The sequence below is a fragment of the Kitasatospora phosalacinea genome, from assembly GCF_000716545.1.
GTDB lineage: Bacteria > Actinomycetota > Actinomycetes > Streptomycetales > Streptomycetaceae > Kitasatospora > Kitasatospora phosalacinea.
Map to the genome: position 1 here is coordinate 25369 of NZ_JNWZ01000058.1, position 18820 is coordinate 44188.

18 protein-coding genes and 1 pseudogene are annotated in these 18820 nt (G+C 72.9%); 15 read left to right on the forward strand and 4 right to left on the reverse strand.

Features of this window, described 5'->3' with window-relative positions; translation table 11 throughout:
- Positions 1–124: 124 nt before the first annotated feature.
- The 3 genes from OO48_RS25460 to OO48_RS40160 form a co-directional block, all read right to left on the reverse strand.
- A complete protein-coding gene (locus OO48_RS25460) occupies positions 125–673 on the reverse strand; it encodes an LURP-one-related/scramblase family protein (protein ID WP_033220270.1) in 549 nt (182 codons plus the stop codon).
- A gap of 228 nt (positions 674–901) precedes the next feature.
- Complete coding sequence (locus OO48_RS40155) at positions 902–1021, reverse strand: RICIN domain-containing protein (protein ID WP_245194799.1); 120 nt, start codon at positions 1019–1021, stop codon at positions 902–904.
- Positions 994–1230, reverse strand: a complete 237-nt coding sequence (locus OO48_RS40160) for a ricin-type beta-trefoil lectin domain protein (protein WP_245194800.1) — start codon at positions 1228–1230, stop codon at positions 994–996. Before OO48_RS40160 ends, OO48_RS40155 begins: the two co-directional genes overlap by 28 nt.
- A gap of 12 nt (positions 1231–1242) precedes the next feature.
- Between OO48_RS40160 and OO48_RS40165 the strand changes: the two genes are divergently transcribed.
- The 3 genes from OO48_RS40165 to OO48_RS25475 all read left to right on the forward strand — a co-directional run bounded on the left by OO48_RS40165 (position 1243) and on the right by OO48_RS25475 (position 4815).
- Complete coding sequence (locus OO48_RS40165) at positions 1243–1413, forward strand: hypothetical protein (protein ID WP_245194801.1); 171 nt, start codon at positions 1243–1245, stop codon at positions 1411–1413.
- A complete protein-coding gene (locus OO48_RS25470; RefSeq protein ID WP_245194802.1) occupies positions 1410–2321 on the forward strand; it encodes a carbohydrate ABC transporter permease in 912 nt (303 codons plus the stop codon). Before OO48_RS40165 ends, OO48_RS25470 begins: the two co-directional genes overlap by 4 nt.
- A gap of 133 nt (positions 2322–2454) precedes the next feature.
- Positions 2455–4815 carry a glycoside hydrolase family 3 N-terminal domain-containing protein gene (locus OO48_RS25475; protein ID WP_051732760.1) on the forward strand — a complete coding sequence of 787 codons (2361 nt, stop codon included), beginning with the start codon at positions 2455–2457 and terminating at the stop codon, positions 4813–4815.
- Positions 4816–5069: 254 nt separating this feature from the next.
- On the opposite strand, the gene OO48_RS25480 is transcribed toward OO48_RS25475, so the two are convergent.
- Complete coding sequence (locus tag OO48_RS25480) at positions 5070–5978, reverse strand: helix-turn-helix transcriptional regulator (RefSeq protein WP_033220272.1); 909 nt, start codon at positions 5976–5978, stop codon at positions 5070–5072.
- 218 nt (positions 5979–6196) lie between these two features.
- Here OO48_RS25480 and OO48_RS25485 point away from each other — a divergent pair, with 218 nt between their 5' ends.
- The 12 genes and pseudogenes from OO48_RS25485 to OO48_RS25540 all read left to right on the forward strand — a co-directional run bounded on the left by OO48_RS25485 (position 6197) and on the right by OO48_RS25540 (position 18713).
- Positions 6197–7213 (forward strand): zinc-dependent alcohol dehydrogenase family protein, encoded by a 1017-nt coding sequence (locus OO48_RS25485; protein ID WP_033220273.1) that lies wholly within the window; start codon positions 6197–6199, stop codon positions 7211–7213.
- Between the two features lie 161 nt (positions 7214–7374).
- On the forward strand, positions 7375–7722 hold the full coding sequence (locus OO48_RS25495; RefSeq protein ID WP_033220275.1) for a cyclophilin-like fold protein: 348 nt from the start codon (positions 7375–7377) through the stop codon (positions 7720–7722).
- A gap of 185 nt (positions 7723–7907) precedes the next feature.
- Positions 7908–8675: a glucose 1-dehydrogenase gene (locus OO48_RS25500; RefSeq protein WP_033220276.1), complete on the forward strand. Its 768-nt coding sequence runs from the start codon at positions 7908–7910 to the stop codon at positions 8673–8675.
- Positions 8676–8765: 90 nt separating this feature from the next.
- Positions 8766–9086, forward strand: a complete 321-nt coding sequence (locus OO48_RS25505) for a carboxymuconolactone decarboxylase family protein (RefSeq protein WP_033220278.1) — start codon at positions 8766–8768, stop codon at positions 9084–9086.
- A 176-nt stretch (positions 9087–9262) separates the two neighbouring features.
- Positions 9263–9676, forward strand: coding sequence for a (R)-mandelonitrile lyase (locus OO48_RS25510; RefSeq protein WP_033220280.1), 414 nt, complete (start codon positions 9263–9265; stop codon positions 9674–9676).
- 278 nt (positions 9677–9954) lie between these two features.
- Positions 9955–10311, forward strand: a complete 357-nt coding sequence (locus OO48_RS38550) for a ricin-type beta-trefoil lectin domain protein (protein WP_425338579.1) — start codon at positions 9955–9957, stop codon at positions 10309–10311.
- A 125-nt stretch (positions 10312–10436) separates the two neighbouring features.
- Positions 10437–10619: pseudogene (locus OO48_RS41235) on the forward strand (glycoside hydrolase family 30 beta sandwich domain-containing protein); the annotation flags it as partial.
- Positions 10620–10955: 336 nt separating this feature from the next.
- On the forward strand, positions 10956–12056 hold the full coding sequence (locus tag OO48_RS25520) for a sugar ABC transporter substrate-binding protein (RefSeq protein WP_033220284.1): 1101 nt from the start codon (positions 10956–10958) through the stop codon (positions 12054–12056).
- 94 nt (positions 12057–12150) lie between these two features.
- The gene (locus OO48_RS25525; protein ID WP_033220287.1) at positions 12151–12930 is read left to right on the forward strand and encodes an ATP-binding cassette domain-containing protein; all 780 of its coding nucleotides are present in this window, start codon (positions 12151–12153) and stop codon (positions 12928–12930) included.
- Complete coding sequence (locus tag OO48_RS25530; protein ID WP_033220288.1) at positions 12927–14204, forward strand: sugar ABC transporter permease; 1278 nt, start codon at positions 12927–12929, stop codon at positions 14202–14204. Before OO48_RS25525 ends, OO48_RS25530 begins: the two co-directional genes overlap by 4 nt.
- Positions 14205–14217: 13 nt before the next feature.
- Positions 14218–15564: an ROK family transcriptional regulator gene (locus OO48_RS25535; protein ID WP_081952367.1), complete on the forward strand. Its 1347-nt coding sequence runs from the start codon at positions 14218–14220 to the stop codon at positions 15562–15564.
- Positions 15565–16637: 1073 nt separating this feature from the next.
- Complete coding sequence (locus OO48_RS25540) at positions 16638–18713, forward strand: discoidin domain-containing protein (protein ID WP_033220311.1); 2076 nt, start codon at positions 16638–16640, stop codon at positions 18711–18713.
- Positions 18714–18820 lie beyond the last annotated feature (107 nt).

Sequence of the window (18820 nt, forward strand, 5' to 3'; positions counted from 1 at the left end):
TTCGCCGGCCGCGTTCGGCGGCGCCGGAGCTACGCCTCGTCCCGGGACTTCTTCATCGATGCTGGTGCCGTGGTGGAGAAGGCACCCGGTGGCACGTGGGCGGGGGCGTCACTCCGTTCGGTGCTCAGTCGCCGGGGTGCGCCATCGTGTCGATGGCGATGACGGCGGCCAGCACGGTCGCGTGGTCGGCGTCCGGGCCGACGTCGATGCCGTAGGTGTCGCGCATCCGGAACCACTTCTTCGACACTTCCGCCACTTTGACGCCGTCGTTCTCGATGCTGTACTCGTGGTCGAGGACGTTGCCGTGGACGGCGAGGTCGGGGCCGTCCGGCTGTTCGATGTGCCAGCGGTCGCGCAGGGGGTTGACGAGGGCCTTCTTGACCATGGCGATGCGGTTGCCGTCGGCGTCCTCGATCTCCATGGAGTCCTTGATCCGCAGGGGGCGGCTCTGCACGGTGGCGACGCGGCGGCCGGTGCGGTCCTCGATGTGGAAGGTCTTGCGCATCCGCAGGGCCTTGCCGTCGACCTTGTAGACGTGTTCGCCGGCGTCGTCGTCGATCCAGTAGTCGTCCCCGAGGGCGAGGACCTTCTGCTGCAGGCGGTAGCGGGTGACCCCGTCCCCGTGCTCGAAAGCGCGGTTGGCCTGGTGGCGGGCGCGTCGTTCCTCGAACATCCCGGCGTCCTTCCTGGTCGTGCGGCGGTGCGGGTGGCACGGCGGTACGGAGAACGGACGCCGCACCGTCCAGGGGTGCGGCGTCCGTCCGCCCTTCGTACCCCCGTGCGCGCGCCCCCGCATCTTTTCGGCGGGAACGGGCGGGCGGGTCGAAGGGCCCGGGCCGGCCTTCGGGGGCCGGTCACGGGGACGGGCTGCCTCTTCCCACCGAGACCGCACCGGGTCGGATCACGCCCGGGACCACCGCTGGTTGGCGTTGCCGAACGGGGTCCACAGCTGGACGCGTGACCCGTTGGCCGTCGCCCAGTCGACGACGTCGATCACCAGTCCGTTGGAGTGGTTGGCCACGGAGCCGTCCAGCCGGACCTGCCACTGCTGGCTGGCCCGGCCACCCGCAGTTCGCCGACGGCGGTCCGCGTGATCATCTGGTTGGCGTTGCCGGAGCAGTCCCAGATCTGCACCTGGACGCCGGTCTGGCCGTTCGGCACGTCCAGGCAGCGGCCGGAGTCGGCGCCCTTCAGGGTGAAGGGCGCGTCGGTGAGCTGCGGCTCGCGCACGAGCCGCCATTCTTGGGAGTCGTCCGCCGAGGCGTCGGCGGAGGCGTTGACCGCGGGCTCCACGTCGACGGCCGCGCCAGCGCCGTCGCCACCATCCTCGTGCTGATCGGCCTCGGGCTGTCGCTGCTCACCACCCGGCTGTCGGGCTTCACCCGAATGGACAGCCAGCAGGAGGGCATGTGAACACCACCGGAGTGGGCTCCGCGGTGCCCCGGGTCCGTGCCCGCGACCGGCGGAGGGCCGTCACCCGGTCGGTCCGGCCGGGGCGGGCGGCCGCCGGCGCGTGGCGCCTGGTCACGGGCGGCGCCGTGCTCATCTGGACCGCGCTCGTCGTCGTCCCCGTGTACTGGGTGGTGGTGACCAGCCTGCGCACCCGCGCGGAGTTCGTCACCAGCGACCCGCTGTCGTTCCCGCACAGTCCGACGTTCGCCAACTACGGCACGGTGCTGGACAGCGGCTTCCTCACCTACCTGCTCAACAGCGTCGTGGTCACGGCGGCCACCGTCGTGCTGACCGTCGCCGCCGCGCTGATGGCCGCCTTCGCGATCGTCCGGTACAGCGAGCGCTGGTCGCGCACGCTCTTCCAGCTGTTCCTGCTCGGCCTGGCGATCCCGCTCCAGGCGGTGATCATCCCGGTCTACCTGCTGATCATCCGGCTGCAGTTGTACGACAGCCTCGCCGCGATCGTCCTGCCGTCGGTGGCGTTCGCCCTGCCGCTCATGGTGATGATCCTGGTCAGCTTCCTGCGCGACGTGCCGCGCTCGCTGTTCGAGGCGATGATCGTGGACGGCGCCGGGGACTGGCGCATGCTGTGGTCGCTCGCGATGCCGCTGGCCCGGCCCGCGCTGATGACCGTCGCCGTCTACGACGCGCTCCAGGTGTGGAACGCCTTCCTGTTCCCGCTCATCCTCACCCAGAGCGAGGACAAGTCCGTGCTGCCGCTCGCCCTGACCCTCTACCGCGGGCAGTTCGGCATCGACGTGCCCTCGACCATGGCCGCCGTGGTGCTCTCCATGCTGCCCGTGTTCCTGGTCTTCGTCCTGGCCCGGCGCCAGCTCGTCGCGGGCCTCACCGCCGGATTCTCCAAGTGACCCGGTAGGCCCGGGCGCACCGCCGCCGACCACCGGCCCCGCAACACCGACCCCTCCACCCGTCGTTGCCGTGACGGCCCGCCGCGAGACGGACCGTCCGGCACCCCGTGCCACGCATCCCAAGGAAACGTCGATGACGACCACCACGCCGCACCAAGGCGACCTCCCCGCGGCGGGAGGCGACCGCCCCTGGGCGGACCCGACCCTGCCGACCGGCGCGCGCGTCGAGGCCCTGCTCGCCGAGCTCACCACCGCCGAGAAGGTCGCCCAACTCTCCAGCGCCTGGGAGGACGTGGAACCCTCCGGCCCCGAAGTCGCCCCCGGCACCAGCCTGTTCGGCAAGGTCGGCGACCTCGCCGACACCGCCGCCCACGGCCTCGGGCAGTTCACCCGCCCGTACGGGACGGTGCCGCGCGCCGCCGTCGAGCACGCCCGCCTGCTGGCCGAGCGCCAGCGCCAGGTCACCGCCCAGAACCGGCTCGGCATCCCCGCCATGGCGCACGAGGAGTGCCTGACCGGGTTCACCACCTACGGCGCGACGATCTACCCCACCTCGCTGGGCATGGCCGCGACCTTCGACCCCGACCTGATCGGCCGCATCGGCCGGGCCATCGGCGCGGACCTCGCGGAGTGCGGCGTCCACCAGGGCCTGGCCCCCGTCGTCGACGTCATCCGCGACTACCGGTGGGGCCGCTGCGAGGAGACCTACGGCGAGGACCCGCACCTGGTCGGCGAGATCGCCGAGGCATACGTCCTGGGCGTCCAGAGCCAGGGCGTGATCGCCACCCTCAAGCACTTCGCCGGGTACTCCGCCTCCACCGGCGGACGCAACCACGCCCCCGTCGCCGTCGGACCGCGCGAGTTCGCCGACGTGGTCCTGCCGCCCTTCGAACGGCTGGTGGCCGCCGGTGTCGGCTCGGTGATGAACTCCTACGCCGAGATCGACGGCGAGGCGCCCGCCGCCAGCGAACGGCTGCTCACCGGCGTCCTGCGCGACCGGTGGGGCTTCGAGGGGACGGTCGTCTCCGACTACTGGTCACTGCCCTTCCTGGTCACGGCGCACCGCGTGGCCGCGGACCTCGCCGCCGCGGGCGTGCTCGCCCTGCGGGCCGACCTGGACGTCGAACTCCCCGACCAGCGCGGCTTCGGCGCGGCGCTGCTGGCCGCCGTCGAACGCGGCGAGGCCGACGCGGCGGACCTCGACCGCGCCGTGCGGCGGGTACTGCGGCAGAAGGTCGAACTCGGGCTGTGCGACCCCGACTGGGACCCCCGCCCACCGGGGCTGCGGGCCGGCGCGATCGACCTCGACAAGCCCGCCAACCGCCTGCTCGCCCGCGAAGCGGCCCGCTCCAGCGCCGTCCTGCTGGCCAACGACGGCGCGCTGCCGCTGCCGGCGGCCGGCCGGATCGCCGTGATCGGCCCGTGCGCCGACGACGTGCGCACCATGTTCGGCTGCTACAGCTTCCCCAACCACGTGCTCTCCGAGCGCGACGACCTCGGCAACGGGGTGGAGGCCGTCTCGCTGCGCGCGGCCCTGGTCGACGAACTCCCGCACGTCAGATGGGAGTTCGAGACCGGCTGTCCGATCCGGGAGACCGACCGCTCCGGCATCGCGGCAGCGGCCGAGGCCGCCGCCCGCGCGGACACCGCCGTGCTGGTCGTGGGCGACAAGCCCGGCATGTTCGGCATCGGCACCTCCGGAGAGGGCTGCGACGTCGAGGACCTGCGCCTGCCGGGCGTCCAGGAGGAACTCGTCGAAGCGGTGCTCGCCACCGGCACCCCGACCGTCCTGGTCGTCAACAGCGGCCGGCCGTACGCCGTCGGCAGGTTCCAGGACACCGCCGCCGCCATGGTGCAGGTCTTCCTGCCCGGCGAGGAAGGCGGCCGGGCCGTGGCCGAACTCCTCTCCGGCCGGGCCGACTTCACCGGAAAGCTGCCCGTGCAGATCCCGCGCACCGACGGCGGCCAGCCCTACACCTACCTGCACCCGCCGCTCGCCGACCGGCAGAGCGCCCTGTCCAACCTCGACCCCACGCCCGCGTTCCCGTTCGGGCACGGCCTGTCCTACACCACCTTCGCGTTCGACGACCTGACGCTCGACCGGGACGAGGTGCCCACCGACGGCCGGTTCACCGCCTCCGTCCGGGTGCGCAACACCGGCTCCCGTCCCGGCGCCGAGACCGTGCAGCTCTACGCGGTCGACCCGGTCGCCCAGGTCACCCGGCCCGTCCGGGCCCTGCTGGCCTTCGCCAAGGTCCCCCTGGCCCCCGGGGAGGAGGCGGTGGTCCGCTTCGACGTCCACACCGACCGGCTGGCCTTCACCGGACTGGACGGCCGGATCGTCGAACCGGGCGAGATCGTCCTGCACGCGGGCGCCTCCAGCGGAGACACCCCGCTGCGGACCTCGCTCCACCTCACCGGTCGGCAGCGCGACGCGACCGTCCTGCACCACTTCGGCGCCCGCACCACGGTGGAACGCCCCGCGGAGCACTGACGGGACCCGGACCCCGAGCAGGGGCGGCACCGCCGGTGACGGCGGCGCCGCCCCGCCCGCGTCCCCTGGGCCGACAGGCGGCGGACGCGACCTCCGGCGTCAAGGCGGTCAACGGCACGCCCGACGGCGAGGAGGTGACGTCCGGCACCACCGAGGCCCTCTGCGCGCTCGTCCCCGGCCCCACCTGCTCAAGCGGCTGTGGGCGCGCGACGAGCGGGGCGGGAGCGCGCCGGGGTGCGCGGTGGTGCCGGGGCTCAGGGGCGGTCCGGGGGCGTCCGGCCAGCCGGTCGGGGGTCGGCGGCCTCGGCCTCGCGGGTGGCGGCCCAGGTGGCGAGCAGGCGCAGGGCCTGCTCGGAGGGGGAGCCGGGTTCGGCGGTGTAGACGGTGAGGGTGAGGTCGGGGTCGGCGGTCAGTTGCAGGCCCTCGTAGGCGAGGGTGAGGTCGCCGACGGCCGGGTGGTGGAAGCGCTTGGTGCCGGTGCCGTGGTGGCGGACGTCGTGGGCGCCCCAGCGGACGCGGAACTCCTCGCTGCGGGTGGACAGTTCGCCGACCAGGTCGTGCAGGTCCTTGTCGTGCGGGTCGCGGCCGGCCTCGGTGCGCAGGATGGCGACGGTGATGTCGGCGGCCGGCTCCCAGTCGGGGTAGAAGCGGCGGGAGGCGGGGTCGAGGAACTGGAACCGGGCCAGGTTGTGCTGGTTGCCGGGGGCGGCGTAGACGTCGGCGTAGAAGGCGCGGGCGAGCTGGTTGGCGGCGAGCAGGTCCATCCGGCCGTTGCGGACGAAGGCGGGCCCGGCGGTGACGGCGTCGAGCATCCACTGCAGGCTGGGACGCGCCGTCCACTGCCGGGTGGTGCGGCGGCGGGGGCGGGCCAGGGTGTCGGAGCCGTCGGCGGCCTGGGCGAGGTGCAGCAGGTGGGCGCGTTCGGCGTCGTCGAGCTGCAGGGCCCGGGCGAGGGCCTCCAGGACGGCCGGGGAGGCCCCGGCCAGGTTGCCGCGCTCCAGCTTGGCGTAGTACTCGACGCTGAGGTCCGCCAGCGCGGCGACCTCGCTGCGGCGCAGGCCGGGCACCCGGCGGCGGGGGCCGGCGGGCATGCCCGCCCGTTCGGGGGTGATCTTGGCGCGCCGCGAGGTGAGGAACTCGCGGACCTCCTGGCTGTTGTTCACGCCTTTGACGGTACGACGTGTCCGGCCCGGGAGGGGTGTACCGGCGGTACACCCCTCACCGGTGACTCGCTGCGCGAACGGAGTGCGGGTTTGCTGGATGGCGTGGGCTTCCGAGCGCCGTCCTCGACAGGGCGGCCCAAGGCCCCTTCCTGTCCGACCCGCACCCGGCGGTGGCCGGCACCCCCGGCTCCGCTCCTGGAACGTGAAGGAATCCCCTGATGCGCGGCGCAGTGATCCACGCCCCCGGTGACGTCCGGTTCGAGACCCTGGACGACCCGAAGATCCTCAAGCCCACCGACGCGGTCATCCGCACCGCCGTGACCTGCGTGTGCGGCTCGGACCTGTGGCCCTACCGGGGCGCGGAGCCGATCGGCGACCCGCACCCGATGGGCCACGAGTACGTCGGCTTCGTCGAGGAGGTCGGCTCCGAGGTGACCGGCCTGCGGCCCGGCCAGTTCGTGGTCGGCTCGTTCGCCACCTCCGACAACACCTGCCCCAACTGCTCGAACGGCTTCCAGTCGAACTGCCTGCACCGGGAGTTCATGTCCACCTGCCAGGCCGAGTACGTGCGCATCCCCCATGCCGCCGGCACCCTGGTCGCCCTCGACGAGGTGCCGGACGAGGCGTTCTGGCCCGGCCTGCTGGCGAACTCGGACGTGATGGGCACCGGCTGGTGGGCCGCCGACGCCGCCGGGGTCCGCCCCGGTTCCACCGCCGTGGTGGTCGGCGACGGCGCGGTCGGCCTGTGCGCGGTGATCGCCGCCAAGGAACTGGGCGCCGAGCGGATCATCGCGATGTCCCGGCACGAACCCCGGCAGCGGCTCGCCCGCGCCTTCGGCGCCACCGACATCGTCACCGAACGCGGCGAGGACGGCGTCGCCCGGATCCGGGAGCTGACGGGCGGCATCGGTGCCGACAGCGTCCTGGAGTGCGTCGGCACCGCCGAGTCCATGGCCCAGGCCCTGCACTCCGCCCGCCCCGGCGGCAGCGTCGGCTTCGTCGGCGTCCCGCACGGAGTCTCGCTCGACGGGCAGGAGGTGTTCTTCTCCCACGTCGGCCTGCGCGGCGGCCCCGCCCCCGTGCGCCGCTACCTGCCCGACCTGATCGAGCGCGTCCTGACCGGCCGGATCGACCCGGGCAAGGTCTTCGACCTCACCCTGCCCCTCGACCAGGTCGCCGAGGGCTACCGGGCGATGGACGAGCGCCGCGCGATCAAGACCCTCCTCACGCCCTGACCACCCCGAACACGCGCCCCCTGCTGCGCCTCGCCCCGGCGGCCGTACTGCTGACGGCAGCCGCCTGCACCGGCAGCCCGCCGCCCGCCGGACCGGCCACCGCGGCCCCGTCGGCGGCCGGGCGGCAGGGCGCCCCGACCCCCACCGACGGGAGCACCCCGATGGACATCCGCGTCACCCTCGACGGCACGCCCGCCCGGGCGGTGCTGAACGACAGCCCCGCCGCCCGCGACCTGACCGCGCTGCTCCCGCTCACCGTGGACCTGGAGGACTTCCACGGCACCGAGCGCATCGGCTACCCGCCGCGCGGGCTCACCACCGCCGACGCGCCCGCACCCGTCGCGGCGAAGCCCGGCGACCTCGCCTACTACGCCCCCTGGGGCAACCTCGCCCTCTTCCACCGGGACGGGCCCGGCCCCTCCGCCGACCTCCTGGTCCTCGGCCACCTCGACGCCGACCCCGACGTCCTGGCCCGTGCCCGGAGGATCACCCTCGAAACCGCCCCCTGACCCGCCCGCGTCCCGTCCGCGCCCCGTCCGCGACCCGCCCGCGCACCGGGAGAAGCCCGTACGCCCCGCCCCGCCGGACCCGTCGCCGACCCGCACCCCGGCCCGGCGCCCGCCACCGTGCCCACCACCGGCGCGCCGGTGCCGGCCGCCCGCCGAGCCCCTCGCACTCCACCGGGAGGACACCCATGAATCCCACGTACGACTTCACCGGTCAGGTCGCCTTCGTCACCGGTGCCTCCTCCGGCATGGGCCTGGCCACCGCCCGCGCCTTCGCCGCCGCCGGCGCGGCCGTCGCCCTCGCCGACCTCGACCGGCCCGCCCTGCACGACGCCGCGCGCGACCTGGCCGACCAGGGCCACCGGGTGATCGCCCTGCCCTGCGACGTCACCGACGAGCAGCAGGTCGCCACCGCCGTCGACCGCACCGTCGAGGCGTTCGGCCGCCTCGACGCGGCGTACAACAACGCCGGCATCCAGATCCCGCCCGCCGACGCCGCCGACGAGGACGCCGACGTCTTCGACCGCGTCCACGCCGTCAACCTGCGCGGCGTCTGGGCGAGCATGAAGCACGAACTGCGCCACATGCGGGCCCGGGGCAGCGGCGCGATCGTCAACTGCTCCTCCCTCGGCGGCCTGGTCGGCATCCCCGGCCGCGCCTCCTACCACTCCTCCAAGCACGGCGTGATCGGCCTGACCGGCAGCGCCGCCCTCGAGTACGCCCCGCGCGGCATCCGGATCAACGCGATCTGCCCCGGCACCATCGACACCCCGATGGTCCGGGACATGATCGCCAAGGGTGAGCTCGACCGCGCCGAGGCCGAGGCGAACCAGCCGATCAACCGGCTCGGCACCGCCGACGAGATCGCCCAGGCCGTCCTGTGGCTGTGCAGCCCCGGTGCGAGCTTCGTCGTCGGCGTCGCCCTGCCCGTCGACGGCGGCTACGTCGCCCGCTGATCCCGGGCACATCGCCGGGGAGCCACCGCCCCGGGCCGCTCACCCGCCCCCTCCACCCCCTCCCACCACCCGATCGAGGAGCCGTCCCCCATGCCGAAGCAGTCCGCCCCCCAGGAGCTCGCCGCCATCGCGCCCAAGCTCGTCCAGGTCACCGACGACGTCCTGTTCGGTGACGTCTGGCAGCGCCCCGGCCTGTCCCCCCGGGACCGGAGCCTGGTCACCGTCACGGCCCTCGCCGCGCTGTACCGCGGCGAGCAGCTCGGCTACCACCTCGGCCTGGCGCTGGACAACGGCCTGTCCGTCGAGGAACTGTCCGAGGCCGTCACCCACCTGGCCTTCTACGCGGGCTGGCCCAACGCCATGTCCGCGATCACCCAGCTGAAGAGGATCGCCGACGAGCGCGGCGCCTGACCGCCCGCCGCACCGGGCATCCGCACGCCCGCACACCCCGACACCCGCACACCCCGACACCCGTACATCCGGACACCCGCACACCCCGACACCCGCACACCCCGACACCCGTACATCCGGACACCCCGACACCCGCACACCCCGACACCCGTACATCCGGACCGAGGAGAACCACCGTGGAGCACGTCACCGAGACCCCCACCGTCAAGGCGCCGGCCGAGCGTTTCACCGGCGACGTCTACCTCAACCCGATCGAAGCGCCCGCCGACCCGGCCCGCCTCGCCGTGGCACTGGTGCGCTTCACCCCCGGGGCCCGCACCAACTGGCACTCGCACGCCAAGGGCCAGACCCTCCACATCACCGACGGCGTGGGCCTGGTCGGCACCCGCGACGGCAGCGTGGTGACCGCGCGGGCCGGGCAGACCGTGAAGTGCCCGCCGGGGGAGGAGCACTGGCACGGTGCCACCGACACCACCCTGATGGCGCACCTCGCCATCCTCGTCGGCGACGCCGACGGCGACGGCACCACCTGGCTGGAGCCCGTGACCGACCAGCAGTACGAGGCGGCACTGGCCACGGCGGGCCGCTGACCGTCCCCTCCCGTTCCCGCGCACGTGCCGGGCGGTCCTCCGGGGCCGCCCGGCACGTGCGCGGGAACACGCGTGCCCGCCCCCGCCCCCGCCGTCGGCGGCATCGGCATCGGCGTCGCGCGAAGCAGCGGTAGGCGTCGAGCACGGGCGGGGAACGGTCTTCCGCCGGGGAGAGGGGGCTGCTTTCCTGCCGGCCGCGGCCTTCGCCCCCGCGGGTGCGGAACCGCGGCGGCGGGACGGCCGCCGGGAGGGACGGTGAGCGGGTGGCACCGGCTCCGGTGACGACCCGAACCAGCAGTACACCTACACGAGCGCGGCGGAGCCGCGCATCGCCGGCAAGTGCCTGGACGCCAGGGACATCGGGCACCGCCAACGGCGCCGAGGTGCGGCTGTGGGGCTGCAGCGGAGCGGACGACCAGAAGTGGAAGCCGAACGCCGACGGCGCGATCAGCGGCGTGCAGTCCGGCCTGGGCCTGGACGTCACCGACCGGGGCACCGCGAACGCCTCCCCGGTCCAGCTGCGGACCTGCCACGGGGGCAGCAACCAGCGGTGGACCCGGCCCGGCCCCGCGCTCGCGAACTCCTCGACAACTTCTCGATCGCGCACGACCTCCACTACACCGTCCCGGACCTGAAGCAGGCCGCCGCGCTCAACCCGGACGTCACGTTCATGGCCCCACCAGCTACGGCCCGCCGGCGCAGTACTTCGTGAAGTTCCTCCAGGCGTACGCCGCCCGGGGCCTCCCGATCCGCCACCAGCGCGGGCCTCGACGACGTCGCGTTCGAGAACCCCGACGGTTCGACCTCGCTGTTCGTCCACCACACCTCCGACTCGGCGCAGACGTCCACCGCCGGTTGGAACGGCCGGACGTCCAGCGACACACGGGGGCCACGCCATCGCCACGTACAAGGGGATCCGGGGCGCGTGACGCGCCCCTCCTGACCCGGGCAGCAGGGCCCGACCCGCCGCCCGCCTCTCCACCGGCTCCTTCCCGCCGTCGCCGTCCCCGTCGCTCCTGCGGGCGGAGTGCCCCGGGCGGCTTCCCCGGCGCGGGTCGGCGGCGCGGGCGGCCCGTCCCCGGGCGCGCGGGGTGACCTGATTGTTACGTCGCGGTGTCTGTCCAGGGGGTGGCGGGCCTGCCCGGCACCGCGTATGTTGCCGCTCGCAACATTCAATGTTGCAGGGGTCACAGCCCCCGCGCGGAACGACGCGCACCCCCGCTCCGACCTCCTCCACCCGCCCGGCGCAAGGCCGGGCTCCTCTGGAAGGGCCCTTCCCATGCGCAAGAGACTCATCGCCGCCACCGCCGTCTCGGCGGTCCTGCTGACTGCGGTGACCGCCTGTTCGTCCTCCAACTCCGGCTCCGGCGACGGAGGTTCGGCGGGCGGCAAGAAGCCGAAGATCGGCGTGATCCTGCCGGACAGCAAGTCGTCCGTCCGCTGGGAGACCGCCGACCGCACCTACCTCGGGGCGGCCTTCAAGGCCGCCGGTGTGGATTACGACATCCAGAACGCCGAGGGCGACAAGCAGGCGTTCCAGACCATCGCCGACCAGATGATCACCAACGGTGTGGACGTGCTGGTCATCGTCAACCTGGACAGCGGCACCGGCAAGGCCGTCCTCGACAAGGCCAAGTCGCAGGGCGTGGCCACCATCGACTACGACCGGCTCACCCTCGGCGGCTCCGCGCAGTACTACGTCAGCTTCGACAACACCGAGGTCGGCAAGCTCCAGGGGCAGGGCCTGGCCCAGTGCCTGAGCGACATGAAGGCCGACAAGCCCGTCGTCGCCGAGCTCAACGGCTCCCCGACGGACAACAACGCCACCCTGTTCGCCAACGGCTACAACGGCGTCCTCGACCCCAAGTACGCCTCGGGCGAGTACGTGAAGGGCCCCAACCAGTCGGTGCCCGACTGGGACAACACCCAGGCCGGCACCATCTTCGAGCAGATGTACACCAGCCAGCCGAACATCAACGGGGTGCTCGCGGCCAACGACGGCCTCGCCAACGCGGCCATCGCCGTGCTGCGCAAGAACCACCGCAACGGGCAGGTGCCGATCACCGGTCAGGACGCCACCGTCCAGGGCCTGCAGAACATCCTGGCGGGCGACCAGTGCATGACCGTCTACAAGGCGGTGAAGAAGGAGGCCGACGCGGCCGCCGCCCTCGCGATCGACCTCGCCCACGGCAAGAAGGGCCAGGTCGGCGCGACCGTCCACGACCCGACCGGCAACCGCGATGTCTCCGCCGTGCTCCTGACGCCGGTGGCCATCTTCAAGAAGAACGTCCAGGACGTCGTCGACGACGGCTACGTCTCCAAGACCGAGCTGTGCACCGGCAGTTACGCGCAGCTGTGCGCCGACGCCGGCATCAAGTAGTCCGCAGGTCCCGCCGCGGCCGGCCGCGGACCGCACCCGCGGCCACCGGCCCGAGCGCATCCCGCACCACCCAGAACCGAGGAGCACCCTCCCCATGACACGGACACCGATCCTGGAACTGCGCGGGATCGACAAGAGCTTCGGGGCCGTCCAGGTCCTGCACGACGTCGCCCTGAGCGCCTACGCGGGAGAGGTCACCGCCCTCGTCGGCGACAACGGCGCGGGCAAGTCGACCCTGGTCAAGTGCATCGGCGGCATCCACCCCATCGACGCCGGCGACTACCTCTTCGAAGGCCGGCCGGTCCAGGTGCACAGCCCCCGCGACGCCGCCGAACTCGGCGTGGAGATCGTCTACCAGGACCTCGCGCTGTGCGACAACCTCGACATCGTCCAGAACATGTTCCTCGGACGGGAGAAGCGCCGCGGTGCCTTCCTGGACGACTCGACCATGGAGGAGATGGCGGCCGCGACCCTGAAGGGCCTGTCCGTGCGCACGGTCAAGTCCCTGCGCCAGAAGGTCTCCAGCCTCTCCGGCGGCCAGCGCCAGACCGTCGCCATCGCCAAGGCCGTGCTGTGGAACAGCAAGCTCGTCATCCTCGACGAACCCACCGCCGCCCTCGGCGTCGCCCAGACCGCCCAGGTCCTCGAACTCGTGCGCCGGCTCGCCGACAACGGCCTGGCCGTCGTGCTCATCTCGCACAACATGAACGACGTCTTCGCGGTCTCCGACCGGATCGCCGCCCTCTACCTGGGCCGCATGGCCGCCCAGGTCACCACCTCGGACGTGACCCACGCCCAGGTCGTCGAGCTGATCACCTCGGGTCGCAGCGGCGACCTCGGCCTCACCACCACCGCGAACGGAGCCGCCGCATGAACAGCGCCATCGCGCCGCAGAAGCCCGACAAGCCGAACCGGCCCCTCGCCCCCGGCGACGGCGCCCCCGCCGGCACCACCGTGCGCGACGTCTGCCGCACCTACGTCGAACGCCTGCGCGGCGGCGAGCTCGGCTCGCTGCCCGCCGTCGGCGGCCTGGTCGTGCTGTGCGTGTTCTTCGCCGTCCTGCGCCCGGTCTTCCTCTCCAACCTCAACTTCGCCAACCTGCTCACCCAGAGCGCCGGCAGCATCGCCATCGCCATGGGCCTGGTCTTCGTCCTGCTGCTCGGCGAGATCGACCTGTCGGCCGGGTACGCCAGCGGCGTCTGCGCCGCCGTCCTGGCCATCCTGCTGACCAACCACGGCTGGCCCTGGTACGCCGCGACCGCCGCCGCCATGCTCACCGGCGCCGCCATCGGCCTGCTGCTGGGCACCCTCGTCGCCAAGGTCGGCATCCCCTCCTTCGTGGTGACGCTGGCCGCGTTCCTCGGCTTCCAGGGGATCGTGCTGATCCTGCTGAAGGAGGGCACCAACGTCTCCATCAAGGACCCGACGATCCTGGCGATCGCCAACGACAACCTCAGCCCCGTCCTCGGCTGGGCCCTGCTGGCCGTCTGCGTCGTCGCCGTCGTCGCCCTGCAACTGCGCCGCAGCAGCGACCGCCGCAAGCGGGGCCTGCCCGGCATCCCCTCCTCCGTCCTGGCCGCGCGGATCGGCGCGATCGTCGTCCTCGGCGGCACGGCCGTGTACCTGCTCAACCAGGAACGCAGCCGCAACGTCCTGGTCGGCTCCCTCAAGGGCGTCCCGATCGTCGTCCCCGTCATCGCGGCCCTCCTCCTGCTCGGCACGCTCACCCTGCAGCGCACCGGCTTCGGCCTGCACGTCTACGCCGTCGGCGGCAGCCCCGAAGCCGCCCGCCGGGCCGGCATCAACGTCGCCTTCATCCGCATCAGCGCCTTCGTCATCTGCTCCTGCCTGGCCGCCGTCGGCGGCATCATCGCCGCCTCCCGCGGCAACTCCGTCGACCCCAACACCGGTGGCAGCAACGTCCTGCTGCTCGCCGTCGGCAGCGCCGTCATCGGCGGCACCAGCCTGTTCGGCGGCCGCGGCCGGGTGGTCGACGCGGTGCTCGGCGGCCTGGTCGTCGCCGTCATCCAGAACGGCATGGGACTGATGGGGTACAGCTCCGGCGTCAAGTACGCGGTCACGGGATCGGTACTGTTGGTGGCCGCCGGCGTGGATGCCCTGTCCCGCCGCCGTTCCGTCCAACGATGAGGTTCGCGCCCCGATGAAAGCCGGCCCCTCCCAAGAAGAGATCCGCCAGCACAACCTCGGGGCGCTGCTGCGCCACGTCCACCTGGGCGGGCCCACCTCCAGGGCCGACCTGGCGACCCGGATGGGCCTCAACCGGAGCACCATCCTGGCCCTGGTCAACGACCTGACCGCAGCAGGTCTGGTCCGCGAGGAACTGCCCCAGGTCACCGGCCGCGCGGGGCGCCCCTCCCTGGTGGTCCGGCCCGTGGCCACCCGCGCGCACGTGCTGGCCCTGGACGTCGGCGTCGAGCGCCTCACGGCCGCCCTGATCGGTCTCGGCGGCGTCTTCCTGGACCGGCGCGAATGCGCCTGGTCCCCGGAGCGCCCGCAGGACCCGGCGGAAGTGGCCGACATCCTGGCCGAGTACGCCGACGACGTCCTGTCCGCCGCCCCCGCCGGTGGTTCCTGTGTCGGGGTGGCCGTGGCGGTGCGCGGCATCGTCCGCCACCCCGACGGCCTGGTCAGCCTCACCCCCAACATGGGCTGGAAGGACGTCGACCTCGCCGCCGAACTCTCCGGGAGGCTGCACCTGGACGTGCCCGTGCCCGTGCTCGTCGCCAACGAGGCCAACCTCGGCGCGCTCGCCGAACACCGGCGGGGCGGGGGACGCGGCAGCCAGAACCTCATCTACCTGCACGGCGAGATCGGCATCGGCGCCGGAATCGTCGTCGACGGCGAACTCCTGCGCGGAGGACGCGGCTACGCCGGCGAGATCGGCCACATCACCGTCAACCCCCACCGAGGACGACCGTGCGGCTGCGGAGCCCACGGCTGCCTGGAGGCCGAAGCGGGCGAACGCGCCCTGCTGGAAGCCGCCGGCCGCGACCCCCGCGTCACCGGGGCCGGAGCGGTGCGCGCCGTCGTCACCGCCGCCGACCTCGGCGACGTCACCGCGCGCGCCGCCCTGCACCGGGTCGGGGACTGGCTCGGCATCGGCATCGGCACCCTCGCCAACCTCTTCAACCCGGACCTGATCGTCTTCGGCGGCACCCTCCGCGACGTCTACCTCGGCTCCGCCGCGCAGGTGCGCAGCCGGGTCAACACCAGCGCCCTCTTCGCCTGCCGGGAGCACCTGCGCCTGCGGGTCAGCGAACTCGGCGGCGACGCCATCCTGATCGGCGCCGCGGAACTCGCCTTCTCCGAGCTGCTGGCGCGACCCCTGGAGACGCTGTCCCCCCATGCGGAAGAAGGCGCACCGATCCCGCGTGGCAGCAGGAGAGGACAACTCGCAGTGAACCCGCTTCCGCTCGAACCCGCGGACCACGGGAACGACCCGGGCCACGGCCCGGGTGTTCGGGCCGGTCTGGGTCTCGACCGGTAGCAGGCGGGCACCCGCAGCGGTCGCGGCTCGCCCGCCGACCGGTGGCACCCACCGGATCGTCGGGCCGGGGGCTGTCCAGTGAACCGGTGTCGCTCGACCGGTTGAGCTGCGGCGGCCGGCGGAGAGTCGGCCGCCGAAGGCGGTCTCGAAGGCGTTGACGCGGTGGCGGTGCACGATCCGGCGGTCGGCGGGGCGGGCGAGGGGCGGGGCCGCGGTGGTGTCCTTCCGGCCCGGGGCCCGGGGTCAGCCTGTTGTGCGTCGCAGAGGGGCGGACGCGCAGGTGGCAGAGGTCGAAGCCGCAGGCGTCGCCGACGTGCGAGCGCAGGACCTGGTGGCCGGCGGCCTCGACGGAGGAGCGGTGGAAGGCCACGGTGAGTCCGACGAAGCCGGGCAGGTCACCGCCGGCCAACACGCCTCCCTGACGGTCGACTTCGGCTTTCGGCCGGGAGGCGAGGGCGGCCAGGCCCCTGGGGGTGGCGTGCTGGACGGCGGGCGGTCCTCTCCAGGATCGGCCGGGCGGCGGCGCGGTCCCGGACGTCCTCGCCGTCCGGGTCGCGTGGCGACGGATACCCAGGAGAGCCCGGGAGAGCGCTCTCCCAAATGGCGGAGCACGGCTCGTCGGGCGCCCTCCCGCGACGCCATCGCGGCAGGGAAGTCGATTCGACTCTTGAACGGATAGGTGCTCGGTCGCGTCCAGGTGGTCGTCTGTCGGATCGCCCCGGTTCCGCACGGGACCCCCGCAGTCGCGGGTCTGCCGCTTCTTCGAGCGCGGCTCCACCTCGACGTCCCGGCCTGGGGATGCGTCGGTCTTTCGCCGAGTCCACCTTGTGGGGCGCGAGCGAGCGGGATGAGGCCGGCGGTGCGCCGAACACCCACTTCGATGCCCGGATACCGATCCACGGTGCACCGATTGACGCTCATTGTTTCGGAACTTGTTCATTTCATTGACGTGGGCGCAACAGCGGCGCAATCATCACGCCATGAGAGAGCGCTCTCTCATTCAGGACCACTCCAGGAGAGATGCTGTGACAGGTAGCCCCCCACATCGCGCCCTCGCCGCACCACCCCGCCCACTGGTCTTCGCGTTCGTCGCCGTCCTGATCGCGACCCTCGCCCTCGCGGTGAACCAGGCCGCTCCCGCCCGCGCCGAGGGCACCCTGCTGTCGCAGGGGAAGACCGCCACCGCCTCCTCCACCGAGAACGCCGGAACGCCGGCCTCCTCCGCGGTCGACGGCAACGCCGGCACCCGCTGGTCGTCGGCCGCCTCCGACCCGCAGTGGCTCCAGGTCGACCTCGGCGGCACGGACACCATCACCTCCGTCGTCCTCACCTGGGAGGCCGCGTACGCCAAGGCGTACCAGATCCAGACCTCCACCGACGGCACCACCTGGACGAACGCCTACACGACCACGACCGGGCGGGGCGGCTCCGAGAGCCTGGCCGTGAACGGCACGGGGCGCTACGTCCGCGTCCTCGGCACCCAGCGCGCCACCCAGTACGGCTACTCGCTCTGGGAGTTCCAGGTCTACGGCACCGCAGGCACCGGCACCGGCACCGGTACTTGCTCGACCACCAACGCCGCCCTGAACAAGACCGCCACCGCCTCCTCCACCGAGAACGCCGGAACGCCGGCCTCCTCCGCGGTCGACGGCAACACCGGCACCCGCTGGTCCTCGGCCGTCGCCGACCCGCAGTGGCTCCAGGTCGACCTGGGATCCTCGCAGAACGTCTGCGGCGTCCAGCTGTCCTGGGAGGCGGCGTACGCCAAGGCGTACCAGATCCAGGTCTCGGCGGACGGCACCACCTGGAGCACCGTCCACTCGACGGCCGACGGCCGGGGCGCGACCGAGCTGATCACCCTGTCCGGCACCGGCCGGTACGTCCGCGTCCTCGGCACCCAGCGCGCCACCCAGTACGGCTACTCGCTCTGGGAGTTCCAGGTCTTCACCGGCGGCGGGGGCGGCACCCCGAGCGGCGGGAAGACACTGCTCTCGTACGGCAAGCCCGCCACCGCCTCGACCTACCAGGACAGCGGCAGCTGCACGGGCTGCACGCCGGCCAAGGCCTTCGACGAGGACCCGGCGACGCGCTGGGCGACCAGTGACGTCAACGGCTGGGTCGACCCGGGCTGGATCGCGGTCGACCTCGGCGCGACCGCGCACGTCACCCAGGTGGTGCTGCAGTGGGACCCGGCGTACGCCAAGGCGTACCAGATCCAGGTCTCGCCGGACGGCAACACCTGGACCAGCGTGTACTCCACCACCAACGGCAAGGGCTTCAAGGAGACCCTCGACGTCGACGGCACCGGTCGGTACGTGCGGATGTACGGCACCGCGCGCAGCAACGGCTACGGCTACTCGCTGTGGACCTTCGACGTGTACGGCACCGGCGGCAGCCCCACCGCACCGCCCGCCCTCCCGCCGAACCCGGCCAACCCGCCGCGCCTGGTGTGGAGCGACGAGTTCAACGGCGCCGCGAACACCAAGCCGGACCCCGCCAAGTGGACCCAGGACCCGGGCAACGGCCAGAACGGCGAGCTGGAGCTCTACACCAACGGTGACAACACCAACCTGGACGGCAACGGCAACCTCGTCATCGAGGCCCGCAAGGAGGCCAACGGCCAGTACACCTCCGGCCGGATCAACACCCACGGCCACCTCGACTTCACCTACGGGCACGTCGAGGCCCGCATCAAGGTCAGCGGCACGCAGGGCCTGTGGCCCGCGTTCTGGATGCTCGGCTCGAACTTCAAGTCCGGTACGCCGTGGCCGAACTGCGGTGAGATCGACATCATGGAGCACGTCGGCAAGGTCGCGGACTCGGTGTACTCCACCCTGCACGCCCCGGCCTACAACGGCGGAGGCGGCTACGGCTCGCCGTACACCCTCGCCGGGTCGGACTTCGCCTCCGACTTCCACACCTACGCCGTCGACTGGGACTCCACCCACATGACGTTCGCGGTGGACGGCCACAGCTTCTTCACCGTCGACCGCTCGACGCTGGAGCAGACCCGCGGCCCCTGGGTGTACGACCACCCCTTCTACATCATCCTCAACAACGCCGTCGGCGGTGACTGGCCCGGGAACCCCGACGCCACCACCGTCCTGCCGCAGAAGATGATCGTCGACTACGTCCGCGTCTCGCAGTGACCACGGGCTCCGGGGCCGGCCGGTCCGGCCCCGGAGCCCTTCCGCGCCCGACGCCGTCGACGACGTCGCGGACGCCCCCACCCCCCACCCCCACCCCTGTGCCCCGA